Annotated in this window: 18 protein-coding genes; 9 read left to right on the top strand and 9 right to left on the bottom strand. The window is 70.9% G+C overall.

What is annotated here, in order from left to right; genetic code table 11:
- Positions 1–6: 6 nt before the first annotated feature.
- Entirely contained in the window at positions 7–1191 is a 1185-nt protein-coding gene (locus C4T78_RS12555) for an ethanolamine utilization protein EutH (RefSeq protein WP_093357374.1), read from the top strand.
- Positions 1192–1290: 99 nt separating this feature from the next.
- Here the strand turns inward: C4T78_RS12555 and C4T78_RS12560 are convergent, their stop codons facing one another.
- Positions 1291–2274, bottom strand: coding sequence for a M28 family metallopeptidase (locus C4T78_RS12560; protein WP_093357375.1), 984 nt, complete (start codon positions 2272–2274; stop codon positions 1291–1293).
- Between the two features lie 224 nt (positions 2275–2498).
- Here C4T78_RS12560 and C4T78_RS12565 point away from each other — a divergent pair, with 224 nt between their 5' ends.
- The 4 genes from C4T78_RS12565 to idi all read left to right on the top strand — a co-directional run bounded on the left by C4T78_RS12565 (position 2499) and on the right by idi (position 6664).
- A complete protein-coding gene (locus tag C4T78_RS12565; RefSeq protein ID WP_093357377.1) occupies positions 2499–3509 on the top strand; it encodes a DUF4073 domain-containing protein in 1011 nt (336 codons plus the stop codon).
- 164 nt (positions 3510–3673) lie between these two features.
- Complete coding sequence (locus C4T78_RS12570; RefSeq protein ID WP_177247768.1) at positions 3674–4939, top strand: NupC/NupG family nucleoside CNT transporter; 1266 nt, start codon at positions 3674–3676, stop codon at positions 4937–4939.
- Between the two features lie 105 nt (positions 4940–5044).
- Positions 5045–6031 carry a zinc-binding dehydrogenase gene (locus tag C4T78_RS12575; RefSeq protein WP_093357380.1) on the top strand — a complete coding sequence of 329 codons (987 nt, stop codon included), beginning with the start codon at positions 5045–5047 and terminating at the stop codon, positions 6029–6031.
- Positions 6032–6085: 54 nt separating this feature from the next.
- Positions 6086–6664: an isopentenyl-diphosphate Delta-isomerase gene (idi, locus tag C4T78_RS12580; RefSeq protein ID WP_093357382.1), complete on the top strand. Its 579-nt coding sequence runs from the start codon at positions 6086–6088 to the stop codon at positions 6662–6664.
- A 154-nt stretch (positions 6665–6818) separates the two neighbouring features.
- Here the strand turns inward: idi and C4T78_RS37315 are convergent, their stop codons facing one another.
- Together C4T78_RS37315 and C4T78_RS12590 are read right to left on the bottom strand one after the other, a co-directional pair.
- On the bottom strand, positions 6819–7481 hold the full coding sequence (locus tag C4T78_RS37315; RefSeq protein WP_093357383.1) for a response regulator: 663 nt from the start codon (positions 7479–7481) through the stop codon (positions 6819–6821).
- Entirely contained in the window at positions 7478–9079 is a 1602-nt protein-coding gene (locus tag C4T78_RS12590) for a sensor histidine kinase (RefSeq protein ID WP_258958342.1), read from the bottom strand. The genes C4T78_RS37315 and C4T78_RS12590 overlap by 4 nt, the downstream gene beginning before the upstream one ends.
- A 160-nt stretch (positions 9080–9239) precedes the next feature.
- Here C4T78_RS12590 and C4T78_RS12595 point away from each other — a divergent pair, with 160 nt between their 5' ends.
- Complete coding sequence (locus C4T78_RS12595) at positions 9240–10583, top strand: CitMHS family transporter (protein ID WP_093357386.1); 1344 nt, start codon at positions 9240–9242, stop codon at positions 10581–10583.
- A 62-nt stretch (positions 10584–10645) separates the two neighbouring features.
- Entirely contained in the window at positions 10646–11647 is a 1002-nt protein-coding gene (locus C4T78_RS12600; RefSeq protein WP_093357387.1) for an iron-siderophore ABC transporter substrate-binding protein, read from the top strand.
- Positions 11648–11691: 44 nt separating this feature from the next.
- Here the strand turns inward: C4T78_RS12600 and dctA are convergent, their stop codons facing one another.
- Together dctA and C4T78_RS12610 are read right to left on the bottom strand one after the other, a co-directional pair.
- On the bottom strand, positions 11692–13023 hold the full coding sequence (dctA, locus tag C4T78_RS12605) for a C4-dicarboxylate transporter DctA (RefSeq protein ID WP_093357388.1): 1332 nt from the start codon (positions 13021–13023) through the stop codon (positions 11692–11694).
- A 76-nt stretch (positions 13024–13099) separates the two neighbouring features.
- Positions 13100–14395: a GNAT family N-acetyltransferase gene (locus C4T78_RS12610; protein WP_093357390.1), complete on the bottom strand. Its 1296-nt coding sequence runs from the start codon at positions 14393–14395 to the stop codon at positions 13100–13102.
- 280 nt (positions 14396–14675) lie between these two features.
- Between C4T78_RS12610 and C4T78_RS12615 the strand changes: the two genes are divergently transcribed.
- Entirely contained in the window at positions 14676–14948 is a 273-nt protein-coding gene (locus C4T78_RS12615; RefSeq protein WP_107916114.1) for a hypothetical protein, read from the top strand.
- A 9-nt stretch (positions 14949–14957) separates the two neighbouring features.
- The gene (locus tag C4T78_RS12620; RefSeq protein ID WP_107916113.1) at positions 14958–16088 is read left to right on the top strand and encodes an HNH endonuclease signature motif containing protein; all 1131 of its coding nucleotides are present in this window, start codon (positions 14958–14960) and stop codon (positions 16086–16088) included.
- A gap of 79 nt (positions 16089–16167) precedes the next feature.
- Here C4T78_RS12620 and C4T78_RS12625 read toward each other — a convergent pair whose 3' ends face one another.
- The 4 genes from C4T78_RS12625 to C4T78_RS12640 all read right to left on the bottom strand — a co-directional run bounded on the left by C4T78_RS12625 (position 16168) and on the right by C4T78_RS12640 (position 19781).
- Positions 16168–16707: an HAD domain-containing protein gene (locus tag C4T78_RS12625; protein WP_093357393.1), complete on the bottom strand. Its 540-nt coding sequence runs from the start codon at positions 16705–16707 to the stop codon at positions 16168–16170.
- 182 nt (positions 16708–16889) lie between these two features.
- Positions 16890–17537, bottom strand: coding sequence for a class II aldolase/adducin family protein (locus tag C4T78_RS12630; protein WP_093357395.1), 648 nt, complete (start codon positions 17535–17537; stop codon positions 16890–16892).
- Between the two features lie 13 nt (positions 17538–17550).
- Positions 17551–18045 carry a ribose-5-phosphate isomerase gene (locus tag C4T78_RS12635; RefSeq protein ID WP_309599274.1) on the bottom strand — a complete coding sequence of 165 codons (495 nt, stop codon included), beginning with the start codon at positions 18043–18045 and terminating at the stop codon, positions 17551–17553.
- Positions 18042–19781, bottom strand: a complete 1740-nt coding sequence (locus tag C4T78_RS12640) for a dihydroxyacetone kinase family protein (protein ID WP_093357396.1) — start codon at positions 19779–19781, stop codon at positions 18042–18044. Before C4T78_RS12640 ends, C4T78_RS12635 begins: the two co-directional genes overlap by 4 nt.
- Between the last annotated feature and the right edge of the window lie 18 nt (positions 19782–19799).

Consider the following 19799-nt stretch of genomic DNA (forward strand, 5'->3'; position numbering starts at 1 on the left):
CCCGCGATGGAGCTCGTCGGGAACTCGATCATCTACCTGATGATGGGATTCGTCCTCGTCGGCGCGGTGGCCTCGATCCGCGACGCGGAGACCGGCCTGGGCCGCGAGTTCGTCGAGGGCCTGCGCTCGATCGGGCAGATCTTCCTCCCGGTGGCCGGCATCATGGCCGCGATCCCCTACCAGTCGGCCTTCGTCGAGCGCACCGCCGGGCCGCTGTTCGGCGCGATCGGCGCGGACCCGGCGATCGCCGCGACGAGCCTCATCGCGGTGGACATGGGCGGCTACCAGCTGGCGCAGGCCACCGCGCAGTCGACCGGCGGCTGGATCATGGCCTCGGTGGTCGGCTACCTGGCCGGTGCGACGATCATCTTCACCGTGCCGGTGGGACTGGCCGTCCTGGACCGCGCCGACCACCGGTTCCTGGCGCTGGGCGTGATGTCGGGCGTGCTCGCCATCCCGGTCGGCGCCCTGGTCACCACGACGATCCTGCTGGTCAGCGGGACGACGGTGCGCGGCGAGGTCTCCGCCGACGCGCCGTCGGACGCGCCGCTGTCCGGTTTGGACACTTCGGCGGTGCTGCTGAACCTGGTGCCGCTGATCGCGTTCGTGGTGGTGCTGGCGGTGGCGCTGCGGCTGTGGCCGACCGCGATGATCCGGCTGTTCATGTGGTTCGGGCGGTTCCTGGACGCCGCGCTCAAGATCGTGCTCGCGGTGTCGATCGTCGAGCACTTCACCGGCGTCTTCAGCGCGCTGCTGGGCGGCTGGGGCTTCGACCCGGTCATCGCCGACGCCGAGGACCAGTACCGGGCGCTGGAGGTGGCGGGCAACATCGGGATCATGCTGGCGGGCGCGTTCCCGATGGTCTACGTGCTGCGCAAGGGGCTGCCCCGGCCGCTGGGCGCTCTGGGGCGCCGCATCGGGATGAGCCCCGAGGGCACCGCGGGCCTGCTCGCGGCGTCGGCGAACGTGCTGGCGCTGTTCCGGCTCGTGCAGCACATGCCGGCGAAGGACAAGGTGCTGTGCATCGCCTACGCAGTGTGCGCGGCGTTCCTGGTGGGCGATCACCTGGCGTTCACCGCCAACTTCCAGCCGAACCTCATCCTGCCGCTGCTGGCGGGCAAGCTCGCCGGCGGTGTGCTGGCGATCCTCCTGGCGCACCTGATCGCGCTGCGCTCGGTGCGGGACGCGTGAGGCGGGCGGTCCCGGCTGGGACGGCCCGCCTCACGGACACCGCGTCACGACTGGGGTTCCGCCACCCGCACCGCCACGCGGAACGAGGCCGGAAAACCCTCACTGCTGGGGGAACTGCTCCGCGTAGGCGGTCACCGCGGCGTTGATCGCCTGGAGGTTGCGGTCCAGGGCCTGGGTGTCGACGTTGTCGACCGTGTCGCACGACTGGTGGTAGCACGGGTCGAAAGCCTGGCCCGCCTGGCCGCCCCACTTCTGGGCCTGCTCGGCGGACTTGCGCTGCTCGGCGCCGGTGAAGGTGCCGCCCGCCGGGATGCCCACCGCGATGAACGGCCCGTAGTCGGAGCGGCCGTCGAAGTCGGTGCCCTCGGTCTCCACACCGGCCTGCGCCAGCGCGTCGTTGAGCAGCTTCTCGATCTCCGCCGAGCCCTGCGGCCCCGGCCCGGCGCCCTCGCCGTCGGAGTCGTCGCCGTCGTAGGTGAAGTAGCCCGCGTTCGGCGAGCCGACCATGTCGAAGTTCAGGTACGCGGTGATCTGGTCCTGCTCGGGCTGCGACAGCGAGTCCACGTAGTGCTGCGAGCCGACCAGGCCCTGCTCCTCGGCGCCCCAGAAGGCGAAGCGCAGCTTGTTCTTCGGCGTCGCGCCGCTGCCGGCGTAGTCCAGCGCCGCCTGCAGGATCGCCGCCGAGCCGGTGCCGTTGTCGTTGATGCCCGGGCCGCGGCTCACGCTGTCCAGGTGGGCGCCGAACATCACCACGCTGTTGGCGTCGCCACCGGGCGTCTCGGCCAGCAGGTTGTAGGTGGTGCCGCCGATGGCGTTGAACTCCTGGATCGTGGTGGCGAACCCGGCGCCGTCCAGCTGCGCCTTGATGTAGTCCAGCGACGCCTTGTAGCCGGGCGTGCCCGCCGCGCGGTTGCCGCCGTTGGCCTCGGCGATGCTCTGCAGCTCCTGCAGGTGCTCCTGCACGGCGGCGACGCCGGTCAGCGGGGCGACCTCGGCCGGTGCGCTCGCCGCGTTGGCGGGCAGGGCCAGGGCCGACACCGCGGCCAAGGCGGTCGCGGTCGCCAGTACGGGTCGTTTCGGCATGCCACATCCCTTCTTCCGGGCCAGGCCGGTTCGGGCGGAACGTATCCAGCGGGGCGCGGGGCGCGGCGGGTTTGACGGGAACTCGCCGCCCACCGCGCGTTCCCGGATTCACCACAGCCGTCCGGAGAGTTCGGCGGGAATCCACCGGACGTCCACCGGCACGGCGTTCCGCCCGGTTACCGTCCGCCTGCCCGAATTCCGGAGCCGGAGGAGGAAACAGCCAGATGGACCGTCGGTCATTCCTGGTCGCAGCAGGTGGTTCGGTCGCGGCGACCGCCGCGCTGAGCGGCACCGCGCAGGCCGCACCACCGCCGCACGCGGCGAACCGGGTGCGGTTCAACCTGATCAGCGACATCCAGGGCGACCTCGCCGACTTCGGCCGGGCGCTGGACGATCTGGCCGCCATCAACCCGGGCAGCGCCGGGCTCGGCATCGTCGGCGACATCACCCCGCGCGGCTACGACTTCGAGTACGACGCGGTCAAGTCCACTCTGGACAAGCACCCGCACCCGGCGCAGCTGGCCTGGGTGATCGGCAACCACGAGTTCTACGTGCCGAAGTGGCGCGACCCGAACAACCTGGCGCAGGACACCTGGCCCAACGGCACCACCGAGGAGTCGCTGTTCGCCAGCTTCTACCGCTTCACCGGGCGCGACACCGTCTACACCGAGACCTCCTTCGGCGGCGTCCCGCTGCTGTGCCTGGGAACCGAGCGCTACTCGCACTACCACGACCCGGAGCTGTGGGACGAGGTGTGGATGAGCGACGAGCAGTTCGGCTGGCTGGAGGACCGGCTCGCGCACTGGGCGCAGCGCCGCACCCCGGTGATGGTGCTGACCCACCACCCGCTGCCCAACACCGTCTCCGGCACGCAGCGCGCGAGCTACGCCAAGGAGTACCTGCAGGCCGACCGGCTGCTGAACGCGCTCGGCCGCTACCCGGACGTCTTCGTCTTCACCGGGCACACGCACTACCACCTGGAGCTGCCCGACTGGACGGTGCGGCGCGTGGTGCCGGGCTCGGGCAACCTCGAGGGCTTCACCGTGGTCAACACCGGTGCGATCGAGACCGGCTGGCGCGACAACGGCAAGGGCGGGGAGGAGACCACCACCCGGGCGCTCAACCAGGGCCTGCAGATCGAGGTCGGCCCCCGCGACGTGCTGATCAAGGCGCGCGACTTCGCCACCGGCACCTGGCTGAAGCAGATCACCGTCCCGCTGCACAACGGGCGGTGACCGCCCGGTCGCCCCGGGTGCGGAGGCCGCGCCCGGGGTGATCGGTCCCGCAGGAGACACCAGTCACAAATGACAGTCCCCTGTGCACGACCTCTGACCTGCATGCGAGCATGCCCGAGTTCCTCGTCACGTCGCTCCCGCGGCGTTCACCGGAGAGAAGGCTGATGCACGTGCAGGTCTTGTGGGGTATTGGTGGCATGCTCGTCGTGCTGCTGATCGCATTCGCGATGTCGACCAACCGGCGCGCGATCAATCCTCGCACCGTGCTCGGGGCGCTGGCGATCCAGATCCTGTTCGCGTTCGTCGTGCTGCGCTGGGACCTGGGCAAGCAGGCGCTGTCCGCGGTGAGCGGCGCGGTGCAGAAGGTGCTCGATTCCTCCAAGGAGGGCATCGAGTTCATGGTCGGGCCGATCCTGCCCACCGAGGGCACCGTGGTGGCCTTCCAGGTGCTGCCGATCATCGTGTTCATCTCGGCGCTGACCGCGGTGCTCTACCACTGGAACATCCTGCAGTGGGTGGTCCGGATCATCGGTGGTGGCCTGCAGAAGCTGCTGGGCACCACGAAGCCGGAATCGCTGAACGCCACCGCGAACATCTTCCTCGGCATGACCGAGGCGCCGCTGATGGTGCGGCCGTACCTGCCGAAGATGTCCCGCTCGGAGTTCTTCGCGGTGATGACCGGCGGCCTGGCCACCGTGGCGGGCACCGTGATGGTCGGCTACGCGATGCTGGGCGCGAGCCTGGACCACCTGATCGCGGCCAGCTTCATGGCCGCGCCCGCCGGCCTGCTGATGGCCAAGATCATCATCCCGGCGAGCAAGGAGCCGGAGACCGAGGAGACCGACGCGCCCGGCGCGGCCAAGGCCGACCCCGCCGAGGCCGAGGAGCCGGTGACCGAGGCCGTGGAGGACAAGCCGCGCAACGTCATCGACGCCGCGGCCTCCGGCGCCTCCGACGGTCTGAAGCTCGCGCTGAACGTCGGCGCGATGCTGTTCGCGTTCATCTCGCTGATCGCGCTGGTCAACCTGATCGTCGGCGGTGTCGGCGGGCTGTTCGGGCTGGGCGACCTGACGCTGCAGCAGATCCTGGGCTACGTGTTCTCGCCGCTGATGTGGGTGATCGGCGTGCCGTGGGACGAGGCGGTGTCCGCGGGCAGCTTCCTCGGCCAGAAGCTCGTGCTCAACGAGTTCGTCGCGTTCGCCGACTTCGGCCCGCAGATCGCCCAGTTCAGCGAGAAGAGCGCGGTCATCATCACCTTCGCGCTCACCGGCTTCGCCAACCTCGGTTCGCTGGGCATCCTGCTCGGCGGCCTGGGCGGCATGGTCCCGTCCAAGCGCGGCTGGATCGCCCGCGACGGCGTCCGCGCGATCATCGCCGGCACCCTGGCGAACCTGCTCAGCGCCGCCATCGCGGGCATCCTGGTGGCCTGATCCGCCAAGCGGGTCTTGATCTCCAGCTAGGTCGAGCTCCTAGCGTCGTGGGCGTGAGCGCGAATACCGCGCTCACGCCCACTTCCACGAGCACAGGAGCACGGCATGCGCGCGATCCGGCAGTACGAGTTCGGCCCCGCGGAGGTCCTCCGCCACGAGGAGGTGCCCGACCCGCACCCGGGCCCCGGGCAGGTCCGCATCGCGGTCGCCGCGGCCGGCGTCCACGTGGTCGACACCCTCATCCGGCAGAGCGGCGTCGGTCCCTACGGCCCGCCCGAGCTGCCCATGACACCGGGCCGCGAGGTGGCCGGGATCGTCGACGAGATCGGCGAGGACGTGGCCTCCGACTGGCTCGGGCGGCACGTCGTGGCCCACCTGGGCCAGGCCAGCGGCGGCTACGCGGAGTTCGCGGTGCGCGAGGTCGAGTCGGTGCAGGTGCTGCCGGAGGGCACCGATCCGACCGCGGCGGTGGCGATGATCGGCACCGGGCGCACCACCATGTCCATCCTGCGCATCGCCCGTCCGAGCAGCGACGACGTCGTGCTGGTCACCTCGGCGGCCGGTGGCATCGGCGCGCTGGCGGTCCAGCACGCCCGCAACATCGGCGCGACCGTGGTGGGCGCGGCGGGCGGCCCGCTCAAGGCGGGCAAGGTCGGCGAGCTGGGCGCGGACCTTGCGGTGGACTACACCGAGGAGGGCTGGGCCGACCGGGTGCGCGAGGAGCTCGGCCGCCCGGTGAGCCTGGTGCTCGACGGCGCGGGCGGCGCCTACGGGCGGGCGGCGTTCGACCTGATCGGTCCTGGCGGCCGGATCGTCATGTACGGGCGGCAGTTCGGCGAGCACCGGTTCACCTCCGACGACCTGGTCAACCGCTCGGTGGCCGCCTCGGTCGCGCTCGGCCCGAACCTGCTGAAGGACGTGCCCGGCGGCATGCGGGAGCTGGAGGACGAGGCGCTGGCCGCGCTGGCCGACGGCAGCCTGAAGCCGCTGGTCGGCCCGCCGTTCCCGCTTGCCGAGGCGGCCGCCGCGCATGTCGCCCTGGAGAATCGGCAGACCTACGGCAAAGTGGTGTTGGTGCCCCGGCGGCACTGACCGGCGACCCGCCCGGGTGGCCGCAGCGGACAGCAACCCATGGAGGTCTCACCAGTGGAACAGGTGGTACTGCTCGACGAGTCCGGTCAGGCGATCGGGGTCGAGGACAAGACGACCGTGCACCACCGGGAAACGCCGCTGCACCTGGCCTTCTCCTGCTACGTCTTCAACGAGCGCGGGGAGTTCCTGCTGACCCAGCGGGCACACCACAAGAAGACCTTCCCGAGCGTGTGGACGAACACCTGCTGCGGCCACCCGGCGCCCGATGAGGAGATGAAGGCCGCGATCACCCGGCGGCTCGACGAGGAGCTGGGCCTGACCGTGCACGGCCTGGAGCTGGCGCTGCCCGGCTTCCGCTACCGCGCCGTGATGCCCAACGGGGTTGTCGAGAACGAGATGTGCCCGGTGTTCTTCGCCTTCACCGACCGCACCCCGGAGCCCAACCCCGACGAGGTCGCCGAGACCCGCTGGGTGAACTGGAAGGAGTTCAGCGCCGAGGTGCTGTCCGGCCGGACCGAGGTGTCGCCGTGGTGCGAGCTCCAGGTCCGCCAGCTGGTCGAACTGGGCCCGGAACCGGCCCAGTGGCCCGAAGGCACCCGCACCGACCTCCCCCCGGCAGCCCACGTCGCCTGACCGGGATCCGCAATTTCAATTGAAATCGAGGACGTGATTTCAATTGAAGTTGCGGATCGTCGGCGCGTCGGATCCCGACACGCCGACACCTGTGGACAACTTCCGCGATTTCAATTGAAATCGCACGTCTGATTTCAATTGAAATCGCGGTCCGTCAGGTGCCGCTCGTCTCGTACTGGTGTTCCGGGCGGCCGCTGGCTCCGTAGCGCAGCGTCATGCGGGCCTTGCCGTCCTGGGCCAGGCCCGCGAGGTAGCGCTGGGCGGTGGCCCGGGCGATGCCCAGCTCGGCGGCGATCTCCGCCGCCGAGCGCGGGCCGTCCGCTGAGCGCAGCGCGTCCTGCACCAGGCGGGAGGTCACCGCGGACTGGCCCTTCGGCGCTCCTGGGCTGTCGCCTTCGTGCAGCAGGCGCATCGCGCGGTCGATCTCGTCCTGACCGACCTGGCCGCCGGTCGGCGACAGCCGCGCGTGGTAGCGCGCGTAGGCGCTGAGCCGGTCCGCGAGCTGCTCCGCGGTGAACGGCTTGACCAGGTAGTTCAGCGCGCCCGCGGACAGCGCCGCGCGCACCGACGCGGCGTCGGCCGCCGCGGTCAGCATGATCACGTCGACGTCGAGGTCGGCGAGCAGCGCGATGCCCGCGCAGTCGGGCAGGTAGTTGTCCAGCAGCACCAGGTCGGGGTGGCAGGAGACGATCAGGTCGCGGGCCTCGGCGGCCGAGTGGGCGGTGCCCACCACCTGGAACCCGGCGACGCGCTCGGTGAACTCGGCGTGCACCCGGGCCACCCGGAAGTCGTCCTCCACCACCAGCACGCGGATCATGCACCCTCCTCCGTCTCCGCCACCGCACCGGGCAGCCACGCGTGGAACACCGCACCGCGCTCGGCCGGGTCGCCCGGGTCGGCCAACCGGACGTCGCCGCCGAAGCTCCGGGCGGCCTGCCTGCACAGCGCCAACCCCAGCCCGTGGTCGCCGTCCTTCGTGGAAACGCCTTCCACGAACAGATCTTCCCGCAGTTCCGGCGGAACGCCGCGCCCGCTGTCCACAACGGACACGTGCAGCGTCGCACCGTCGGCGAGCAGGTCGACCTCGACCCGGGCAGGCCGCCGCTCGCCGAGCTGCGCCGCGGTCACGGCATTGTCCACCAGGTTGCCGACCACCGTGGTCACCTCCACCGGTGCGCGCACCCGGCCCGGCACCCAGCTGGTCTCCCCCAGCTCCAGGTCCACCGACTTCTCCGCCGCGACGGCCTTCTTCGCCGCCAGGAACGCCAGCAGCACCGGATCTCGCACCGCGTCGGCCGCCGGCCCCAGCCCGGTCACCGGTCCGCTGGTGAGCGCCTGCAGGTAGGCGACGGCGTCCTCCTGGTGCCCGGTCTGCAGCAGCCCGGACAGGGTGTGCAGCCGGTTGCTGAACTCGTGGCGCTGCGCGCGCAGCACATCGGTCATGCCGCGCACCGACTCCAGCTCGCGGCTGAGCACCTCCAGGTCGGTGCGGTCGCGCAGGGTGAGCACGCTGCCCAGGTCCGCGCCGTCGCGGCTGACCCGGCGGTGGTTGGCGACCAGCACCCGATCCCCGGCCACGGTGATCAGGTTCTGCACCGGCTGCCCGCTCTCCAGCGCGCTGCGCAGCCGGGACGGGACCGCCAGCTCGCGCACCGGCGTCCCGGGCCTCACGCCGGTGCCCAGCAGCTGCTCGGCTTCCTGGTTGGCGAAGGACACCCGCCCGTCGGTGTCGACGGCGAGCACTCCTTCCCCGATGCCGTAGAGCACCGCCTCGCGTTCGCGCACCAGGTCGGCCAGTTCGTGCGGCTCCAGACCCAGCGTCCGGCGCTTGAGCCCGCGCGTGAGCAGCGCTGCGCCGATCACGCCGACCACGAGGGCGCCGCCGGTGAACGCCGCCGTGGTGCCCAGCAGCCGCAGCAGGGCGTGGTCGATGTCCTCGGTGTCGAACCCGACGCTGACCTGCCCGACGACGGCACCGGTGCGGTCGCGCAGCGGGACCTTGCCGCGCGCGGAGAACCCGAGCGTGCCGCGCTGCACGTCGACCACGTCGTGGCCGGCCAGCACCTCGCTCGGATCGGTGCTCACCGGCTCGCCGATCTTGCTCGGGTCCGGGTGCGCCAGCCTGATGCCGCGCCGGTCGGCGATGACGATGAACAGCGCGCCGGTGTTGACCCGGATCTGCTCCGCGCGCTCCTGCACCGTCCCGCTGCGGTCGTCGCGCGCCACCGCGGCGGCGAGGTCGGTGTCCGCGGCGGCCGCGTGCGCCACCGCGAGCGCGCGCTGTCCGAACTGGTCCACCAGGGCCCGGTCCAGCAGGGACGCGACGAGGACGAACCCGATCCCGACGACGAGCGCGATCAGACCGATCTGCAGCAGCAGCGCCTGCCGCGCGAACCTCATCGGCCGGCGTGACATGCGTCGACCCTAACCCGCGAGCAGAACGAGCAGAACGCGGAGAACGCGGGCTAGGCGGACAACGCGCACAAGACTCCCGGCGTCCCGGACCGTTCACCTACGGTCTCGCGAAACGAAACACCGCTGTTACGCGGACCACTCCGCGGGAAGGAGGAAGGCGTTGATCGCGCTCCTCGGGTTGTGCATGGTGACGGTCTTCCTCTTCTTGGTGATGACCAAGCGGGTGTCGCCGATGGTGTCGCTGATCGTGGTGCCCGCGGCGTTCGCGCTGATCGGCGGCTTCGCGACGGAGCTCGGCGACATGATCGTCGACGGCATCGGCTCGGTGGCGCCGACGGCGGCGATGCTGCTGTTCGCGATCCTGTACTTCGGGATCATGATCGACGCCGGGTTGTTCGACCCGATCACCCGCGCGGTGGTCCGGCTGACCCGCAACGACCCGCTGCGGCTGATCGTCGGCACGGTGGCCCTGGTCGCCGTGGTGTCGCTGGACGGCGACGGCACCACCACGTTCATGATCACCGTGTCCGCGCTGCTGCCGCTGTACCGGAAGCTGGGCATCAGCCCGGTGCTGATGACCGGCCTGGCCTGCCTGACCAACGCGATCCTGAACGTGGTGCCGTGGGGCGGCCCGTCCGCCCGCGCCGCCAGCGCGCTGGGGCTGGACCCGCAGGAGCTGTTCGTGCCGATGATCCCGCCGCTGGTGGCCGGGCTGGCCACCGTCTTCGTGCTCGCCTGGATGCTCGGGCTGCGCGAGCGCGCCCGGGTGCGCAGCGGTGAGCTGGTGCTCGCCGGCGGAGGCGGCGGCACCACCGGTTCCGGCACCGGCGGCAGCGCTGGCGACTCGGCCGACTTCGACGTGCTGGCCCCGGACCGCGAGTCGCTGCGGCCGAAGCTGATCTGGTTCAACGCGGCGCTGACCGCCGCGCTGCTGGTGGCGCTGATCGTCGGCGTGCTGCCGATCGCCGTGCTGTTCATGATCGGCACCGGGATCGCGCTGCTGGTCAACTACCCGCACCTGGACATGCAGCGGGCACGCATCGCCGCGCACGCCGACAGCGTGGTCTCGGTGGTGTCGATGGTCTTCGCCGCCGCGGTCTTCACCGGCGTGCTGTCGGGCACCGGGATGATCGAGCAGATGGCGCACTACCTGCTCAGCGCCATGCCGGACGGCCTCTACCCGTTCTTCAGCGTGATCGTCGCGGTGCTCAGCGTCCCGTTCACCTTCTTCATGAGCAACGACGCGTTCTACTTCGGCATCATGCCGATCCTGGCCGAGGCCGGCGCGCAGCACGGGATCGCGCCGATCGAGATCGCCCGCGCCTCGCTGCTGGGCCAGCCGATCCACATGCTCAGCCCGCTGGTGCCCGCGATGTACGTGCTGATCGGCCTGGCCAAGGTCGACCTCGGCGACCACCACCGGTTCGCGATCAAGTGGGCGCTGCTGGTGTGCGCGGTGGTGATCGGCACCGGCCTCGGCATCGGCGTCATCTCGATCCACTGAACCGAGCCGAATCTCGCTCAGGTTAGCCTTGGCTAACCTGAGCGAGATTGCGAGGCACTCCGATGTCCCCGTTCCCCCTGCGGCGCCGCGCCGCCGCCCTCCTCGGCGCGTTGGCCGCGCTGCTGCTGGTCGCCGGTTGCGGCGGCCCCGGCACCGACGAGGTGCAGCAGCCCGCCGACGGCGCCTTCCCCGTGACCATCCAGCACTCCCAGGGCACCACGGAGATCCCCAAGCGCCCGGAGCGCGTCATCGCACTCGGATACACCGACGTCGACCCGCTGCTCGCCCTCGACGTGATCCCGGTGGCCATGCGCCCCTGGGGCCCGACGGACGGCCCCGGCTCGTGGGCGAGGGACCGGCTGCGCGGTGCGAAGCCCTACCTGTTCGCCACGCAGGGCGACGTCGACCTGGAGAAGGTCGCCTCGCTGCAGCCGGACCTGATCGTGGCGGTCAACGCCGCCGTCGACGAATCGCTGTACCAGCGGCTCTCCGCGGTCGCGCCGACCATCGTGCGCCCCGAGGGCGTTCCCGACTACGGCACGCCGTGGCAGGACGCCACCCGGATCATCGGCAAGGCCGTCGGCAAGTCGGAGCAGGCCGAGAAGCTGGTCACCGACACCCAGGCCCGCATCGACCAGGTCGCCGCGCAGCACCCGGAGTTCGCCGAGGCCACCGGCGCGGTGGTGCTGATCAACCCGCAGGGCGGCTACTGGCCCTACACCCGCAACGACGCGCGCGGCCAGTTCATGGACGGGCTGGGCATCGAGCTGCCCGCCGGTGTGCAGCAGCTCGACGACGGCAAGCGGTTCTACGTCGACCTCAGCCCGGAGAAGACCTCGCTGCTGGAGTCCGACGTGCTGGTCGTCATCGACCAGAAGGGCAACAGCCAGAGGCTGGCCGACGACCCGCTGTTCCAGCGGCTGGAGGTGGCCAAGCGCGGTGACGTGATCGTCCTGCCGCACATGGAGGCCGGGATCGAGCTGGCGCACAACACCGTCCTGAGCATCCCGCACTCGCTGGACACCATCGCCCCGATGATCGCCGAGAAGCTGGCGGACAACTGATTCGCGGTCGGTGCCGCGCCCCCGACGCGGCACCGACCGGCTCTTCACAGCTTGGCCGCGTCCGAATCCGGCTCGCGAACCGCGGGCACCTCCGCGGCCAGGACCTCCCGGGCCCGCTCCCGGTCGAAGGCACCGTCCCACTTGGACACGATGAAGGTCGCCACGCAGTTGCCGAGCAGGTTGGTGACCACGCGCATCGTGTCCATGAAGCGGTCCGCGCCGAGCATCAAAGCCACCGCGGCCACCGGGATGACGCCGACCGCGGACGCGGTGGCGGACAGGGCGATGAACGCCGAACCCGGAACGCCCGCCATGCCCTTCGACGTCAGCACGAGCACCAGGATCACGGTGATCTGCTGGCCGACGGTCAGCTCGACGCCGACGGCCTGCGCCATGAACAGCGTTGCCAGCGAGAGGTAGATCGAGGCGCCGTCGAGGTTGAACGAGTACCCGGTGGGCACCACGAGCCCGACCGCTTCCTTGCGGCACCCGGCGCGTTCCAGCTTCTCCATGATCCGCGGCATGACGGCCTCGCTGGACGCGGTGCCCACCGCCAGCGCGAACTCCTCGCGGGTGTAGCGCAGGAAGCGCAGCAGGCTGAGCCCGGTGAAGGCGCGGAGCAGCACGCCGAGCACCAGGCAGAACAGCAGTGCGGCGCCGTAGCAGGCGGCGATCAGTTTGGCGTAGGTGTTCAGCGAGGACAGCCCGTACTCGCCGATGAGGTAGGCCATGGAGCCGAACACCGCGATCGGCGCGAGGCGCATGACGTAGCCGATGATCTTGAAGATGATCTCGCCGGTCTGGTCGATGAACGCGAAGACCTGCGGGGCGCGGGTGATCCCGACGTGCAGCAGGCCGGCGGCGAACAGGACGGCGAACAGCAGCACCTGCAGCAGCTCGTTCTCGGCGAACGCGGCGACCGCGCTCTCCGGGATCATGTGCAGCACGAACTCGGCCGGGCCGGGCATCTGCTCGCCGTGGGTCTTCTCGGTGACCGCGGAGGCGTCGAGCGTGGCCGGGTCGATGTCGAGCCCGGCACCCGGCTGCAGCACGTTGCCCGCGACCAGGCCCAGCGCCAGCGCCGCGGTGGTGACGACCTCGAAGTAGATCAGCGCTTTCAAGCCGATCCGCCCGACCGACCGCATGTCGCCCGCCTTGCAGATGCCGACGACGACCACGCAGAAGATCAGCGGCGCGATCGCCATCTTGATCAGGCGGATGAACCCGTCGCCGATCGGCTTGAGCGCCGAGCCGAAGTCCGGCCAGAAGTGACCGACGGCGATGCCGATTGCCGCCGCGATGAGGACCTGGACGAACAGCGAGGACAGGATCCTCTTCGCCCGGTTCCCGGATGTCTTGCGTTCGGTTTCGCGCATGGGCTCACGTCTCTCGTACTGCGGAAAATCGATTTCGCCGAGTGGTAGGAGAGTTTCCGCAGTCGAGCCGGGCGCGTCAAGATGGCGGACGATAATCAACAAAACGTTGAGATGGCTGCAATTCCCGCGACCACCGCCACTCCCCCGGCTCCGGCGCGCCGACCAGCTTCAGCCCCGCGCGGCGCAGGGTCCGCGCGATCGCGGTGTTGTCGACGTGGGTGTGCGCGGTGAGCGTGCGCAGGTCCAGCTGCCGGGCCTGCTCGACGAGCCTGCCCGCCAGCGCCGCCCCCACCCCGCGCCGCTGCCAGTCGTCGCGGACCAGCAGGGCGAGCTCGCCGGTGTCGCCGTCGTACATCAGGTTCCCCATGCCGACCACGTCGCCGTTCGGGGCCACCGCCAGCAGCGCCCGGCCGAGCGCCGGGGTGAGCAGCCGCTGCAGGCCGCGCACGCCCGGCGCCGGTCCCGGGCTGAAGTAGCGCCGGTAGCGGGCGGCGCTGGAGCAGCGCTCGTGGAACTCGGCCACCAGCGCCACATCCGCGCGGTCGGCCGCCCGGATCGTCAACTCCACGCCGCCCGAGGTGCGGAACTGGTCCTGCGGTGGGCGAATTCGCGTTCGGCAGGCGGCAGCCAGCTCGACCATCGCGCTCGCCCGAGCGAACTCGGCAGGCGTGAACGAACCGCCTGGACGCTCCAGCACCAGCTCACCGCCGCCCGGCGCGGCCAGGCGCATCGCCGTCCCGGAGCACGAGCCCGCCTCCTCCTGCCAGCGGACTTCCACGCGGCCCAGCAGCGCGGACAGCGCGCGGACGAGATCGGTGCGGCCGTTGACCAGATCGGTGGCCAGGTTCGCGGTTCTCGTTGGCACGTCGTCGAGTTCCCGCACGTCCGCCCGCGCGACGACGACGTCCCGGCCGCCCGCGGCTTCGACGGCCTCGATCAGCTCCCAGCGGGTTGTCCGGTCGGGCACGTGCAGCAGGACCTCGTCGACCGCGCCGTCCGCCACCGGGTGGACCTGCATGGTGCGGATGTCGCCGCCGAGCGCGGCCAATCCGCCCGCCAGCCGGGCGAGCCTGCCCGGTGCGTCGGTGACCGATGCGCGGAGCCTCCACAGCGCCTGGCGGACGTCGGGCTCTTCGGGCACTGGTGCCGGTGCGGTCGTCGTGACCTGGGGTGGGCGCTTCAGGAACCAGCGGATCGCTGCGACGACCAGCAGAACAGCACCGATCGACAGCAGCACGGACGAGCCGACGGTCAGGGCGTGCGCGCCGGTCACGGCGAGGTTCACCGCGCCCGCCGCGAGGAACAGCGCGGCCAACTCGACGAGTTCGCGGGTCCAGTCGCCGCGCGCTTGGCGATGCGGTCCGGGGTTCATGAGGCCATGGTTCCGGGGGCGTGTTGCGTTCGGTCGACGTGCGGTTTCGGTGCGGTTAAGCGGGGGACGTCACACTTGGCCCGTAGCGGTGCGGTGCGCGGCTCGTCGTGCGTTGGGCGCCCTGGCGATTGGTTGCTGCAGTTGGCTCTTTGGGCATCGGCATCGAACGACGACACCCGGCACTCCGGCGCCGGAGCAGCTCCCTTCCCCGGGTTTGATCACCGCATCGAGTGATCGATATTTTGTCGAAACTTTGTTCTATCGGTGCGACAATCGTTGCATGGCACCGCTTTTGATGAGTTCCGCTGGTGACGCCGAGGGCCGTTCGGGCTCGGTGACGGCTCCGGCTGCCGCCACCGAGGGTGGGGTGGCCGTCGAGCTCTGCGCTGGCGGGCGGTCTGCGGTGGCTCTTCGCGATGCCGAGATCGTTGCTGAGATCGCCGAGATCGAGCGGGCCGTGCGGGTGGCCCGGATGCGGCAGTTGCAGTTGATCGCCGAGGCCGGGCATCGCGGGTTGCACGTCGAGCGGGGAGCGCGCTCACCGCAGGCATGACTGCAGGGGTTGCTCAACATCGACTTCGGGGAGGCCAAGTCGCGTGTTGTCGTGGCGCGCGACGTCGAGCAGCGGACGTCCGGCTGGGGCGAACCGCTGCCCGCCGATCTGCCCGCCACCGCTGCCGCGTTGACCGACGGGGCCATCGGAATCGAGCACGCGCGAGTCGTTTCCCGCTGTGTGCGAACCATGCCCGAGCACACGCGGGTTCACCACACTCCCCAGATCGACGCCATCCTGGCCGACAACGCGCGCCGCATGTGCCCGCGTGATCTCGCCAAGCTGGCCGAGCGCATCAAGTACCTGCTGGACCAGGACGGGGCGTACCGCGACGAGGAGGCGCAGCACGAGGCGCGGGAGCTGCACTGCGCCACCGGGCGGGACGGCATGCTGGTCGTCAAGGCGCGGCTCGACCGGGAAGTCGGTGCGAAGTTCGTCGAAGCGCTCCGGCCGCTGGCATGCCCTCGCCCCGAGACCGAGGGCGAGAAGGATCCGCGCAGTGCCGGGCAGCGCAACGCCGACGGGTTCGCCGCGATGATCGATCTGGTGCTGGACTCCGACCAGATGCCCCGCACCGGCGGGCAGCGGCCGCACCTGAACATCACCATCGACTTCGACGACCTCAAGCGCGGGTCGCTGCTCGGCGACGAGGGCATGCCCGGCACGCTCCAGGCGACCGAACAGTCCATCACCGCTGAGAACGTCCGCCGCATCGCCTGCGACTGCGAGGTGTTGCCGATGGTGCTCGGCGGGGACAGCCTCCCGCTGGACGTCGGAACCTCCCGGCGAACAGCACCCACGCACATCCGGGCCGCCCTGTTGCAGCGCGACGGCGTGTGCGCTTTCCCTGGCTGCGATCGTCCGCCCGGCACACCGCAAGCGCACCACGTCGTGCACTGGATCGACGGCGGCCCCACCACCGTCGAGAACATGGTCATGCTCTGCGCACATCACCACCGCGTCGTGCACGGTCAGCGGTGGGGAATCGGCCTGCACCACGGTCGGCCGGTGTTCACGCCACCGTCCGATGTGGACCCGTCACGGAAACCCAGACCTGGCGGCAGAGCGCTGCCCGCCGAATACCGCGCAACCCTCCGGGATCTCATCCCTGCACCCAGGGCCCCGGAGGGCACCGCGTGACGCCCGCGTGCCCGAGGGGCCTGAAGTACTGTCCCGCGATGATTGTGCGGAACGGCGTCGGAGGCGGCTGGCCCCCGGGTCAGCGCAGACCGGTCGCCCATGCCGTGAGTGCGGCGAAGTCGTTGCTGGTGAGACCGCAGCGGGGATCGACCCGGTGCAGCAGAGCAGGACCGTTGTGATGCTCGTTCACCCAGGCCCGATCCGCTTCGGTGATCTCGTCATCGATCCAGGCGAAGGCCCGGCCTTTCGCCCAAGCGACGATCTCCGGGGTCTTCCAGAACACGCCGCCCCCAGGCTCGTCACGCGGCGAGGGCCAGGCGATGAAGGGCAGCTCGGGCAGTCCTAGGACCGGTGCGACGAAAGCGTTGGCTTCGTCCTCCCACGTGGTCGCCCACACCAGCTCGAAGGGGAGCGCGTCCAACGCCTGGCCGTGCGCCGGGTTGAGCCACACCCGCAGAGGTTTCACCCGCTTGTTCGGCAGACCCCACTCAGCCAGACGGCGCCGTTCGGCGGCCTCCCAGCTGGGCGTCAGAAACCGGTGCGTCCGGTAACCTTCGGGCCGCCGATGCGGCTCCGCGGCGAACGGGTTCAGCGGACCGTCCACATCCACCAGCAGCACTGGGCGCACCAGCCCACCCCTCCCCCGTTCCGCATCGCACGGTACCGGCCGACGGCGGGCCCGCCCAGCGAATTCCCGGCAGGTGGCGATCTGCGCGAACGCGGCCTTCGAAGCGGTGGGGCGACCGGAATGCAAAGGGGTCGTGGGCGCACCGCCGTGCAGTGCGCCCACGACCTACGGGTTCAGCGGGCCTGCTGGCCGTATCCGCTGAAGAGCTCCGCGCAGCGGGACATTTCCTCGTCGCTGAGCAGGCTGGGTTCACCGACCTGCTTCGCGGTCAACCACAGTTCGCACAGCCACTCCAGCTGCCGGGCGCGGTTGTAGGCCTTCGGCAGGGAGTCCGCGATGGTCACCGTGCCGTGGTTGCGCAGGATGCAGCCGGTCCGGCCGATCAGGGCCTTCGACATCGACACCGCCAGCTCGGGGGTGCCGAACGTCGCGTACTCCGCCACCCGCACCGGGCCGCCGAAGTCCGCCAGCTGGTAGTGCACCGCCGGGACCTCGTCGCGCAGCAACGACAACGCCGTCGCGTTCAGCGAATGCGTGTGCACCACGGCGCCCGCATCGTGCTCGCGGTACGCGGTGAGGTGCATCGGCAGTTCCGACGTCGGCTTGAGGTCGCCCTCCACCACGTCGCCGTCGAGGTTCACCACGGGGATGTCGGCGACCTGTAGGTCGTCGTAGTCGACACCAGAGGGCGTCACCGCCACCAGGTCGCCGCAGCGGACCGACACGTTGCCGGACGTGCCTACCACCAGCCGGTCCGCCGTCATGCGCTGGGCGATGGCGATGACCTCGCTCCGTTGCGCGGCCAGTCGCGAACTGCTCACTTCACACCTTCGTTCAACAGGAGGCGCCGGGGACGTCCGACGCCGACTCGTAACCGCTGATCGCCGCCACCTTCTCAGCCGACGGCGAGGACTCGTCGAAGTGGTATCCCAGCCACTCCGATGCGAGCTTGCGGGCCAGCTCCAAGCCCACCACTCGCTGGCCGAAGCACAGCACCTGCGCGTTGTTGCTCAGGATCGAGCGCTCCACCGAGTAGCTGTCGTGCGCGGTGACCGCGCGGATGCCCGGCACCTTGTTCGCGCTGATCGCCACGCCGAGACCGGTGCCGCACACCAGCAGCGCGCGGTCCGCCTTGCCCTCGGCGACCAGTCGGGCCGCGTTGACCGCCACGTGCGGGTAGGCCGTGTGCTCGTCGGAGCCCACGCCCACGTCGACCACGTCGGCCACTCGCGGGTCGTTCTCCAGGTCCTTCTTCAGCGCGTCCTTGTACTGCAGCCCCGCGTCGTCGGAACCGACCACGATGCGCAGCGGCGCCTGCTGCTCAGTCACTTCTGTCCGTCCTTCCTGTCACCGGCGAGCACCTCGCCGATCCGGGTGAGCGCGAGCGCCAGCGACGTCGCGCCGGGGTCCGGCGTTCCGACGCTGCGCTCCGCCAGCGGTCGGGCGCGTCCCGTGCGGGGCCGCAGATCCGCGGTCTTGGCCGCCGCTTCGGTGGCCACCTCCGACGCCCGTGCCCAGGCCTCGCGGCCGCTCGCACCGGCGTCGACCTCGCTGCGCAGCTTCTCGACGAACGGCACCAGCGCGTCGACCAGCGTCTTGTCGCCGAGCTCGGCGCGGCCCAGGCGCTGCACCGCGGCGAGAGCCGCCGCCGCACCTGCCGCCAGGTCACCCGGCAGCGCCGCGCGGTGGTCCGGCAGCAGGTCGCCGAAGGACCGAAGCGCCGCGCCCCACAGGACGCCCGAGGTGCCGCCCGCCTTCGCCGCCCACGCGTCTCCGGCGTCGACGAGCACCGCAGCCGGGCCGACGCCCTGCGCCGCCGCCGCTTCCGCTGCCTCGATCGCCGCCGCACTGCCGCGCGTCATGCCCCGGCCGTGGTCGCCGTCGCCCGCGATCGCGTCGAGCCGGCCCAGCTCTTCTTCCTGGTCGTGCAACAGGTCCGCGATCGCGCGCAGGGCCTTCACCACGGTCGTCGCCGTCGCCTGCCCCTCCGCCGGGGCCACCACGACCACCTTCTCCGGCAGCTCCGGCAGCGCCTCGTCCTCCGCGTCCGCATCCGCGGCCGCGATCTCGACGTTGCCCTTGCGGTAGGCCGGCGTGTCCGCCGGGGCCTGCCACAGGCGCTCCAGCTCGTCGTCCAGCCAGGTCAGCGTCAGCGAGCAGCCCGCCATGTCCAGGCTGGTCACCAGCTCTCCCACCTCGGGCGCGACGACCTCCACACCGGCCTCGGCCAGCAAGCGGGACACCGTGCCCCAGACCACGAACAGCTCTTCGTACTTGGTGGCGCCCAGGCCGTTGAGGATCGCCGTCACGCGGCGGGAACCGGTCTCCGGTGCCTCCGCCAGCACGCCGTCGACCAGGATCTTCGCCAGCTCCGAGGCCGTCGGCAGCTCCCGCTCCGACACACCCGGCTCGCCGTGGATGCCGAGCCCGAGGCCCATCCGGCCCTCCGGCACCTCGAACAGCGGGTGGTCCTGGCCCGGCAGCGTGCAACCGTCGAAGGCCACGCCCAGGCTGCGGGTCCGCTCGTTGGCGTGCTCCGCGACGCGCACGACCTCGTCGAAGTCGTAGCCCTCCTCGGCCGCCGCCGAGGCGACCTTGAACACCACGAAGTCGCCGACCACGCCGCGACGCTTGTTCTGCTCCGCCGCCGGGGCGCTGGCCACGTCGTCGGTGACCACCACGTTGTGCGCGCGGATCCCGTCGCGCTCCAGACGCTCCACCGCCAGGCCGAAGTTCATGTTGTCCCCGGCGTAGTTGCCGAAGGAGAACACCACGCCGGCACCGCGGTCCACCGCGCGGCCCACCGAGTACGCGTCGTCGGCCGACGGCGAGGTGAAGATGTTGCCGATGACCGAACCGTCGGCGAAGCCCGGCCCGACCACACCGCAGAACGCCGGGTAGTGCCCGGAACCGCCACCGGTGACCACGGCGACCTTGCCCCGCCGCGGCCGCTTGGCCCGCACCACCCCGCCCGGCACCTGCCGGACGTAGGAGGGGTGCGCGGCAACGAAGCCGGTCACCATGTCCTCGGTGAACCTCGCCGGGTCGTCGTACAAGCGCGTCATCGCACTTCTCCTCAAGCA

This window comes from Saccharopolyspora kobensis (genome assembly GCF_900108315.1).
GTDB lineage: Bacteria > Actinomycetota > Actinomycetes > Mycobacteriales > Pseudonocardiaceae > Saccharopolyspora > Saccharopolyspora kobensis.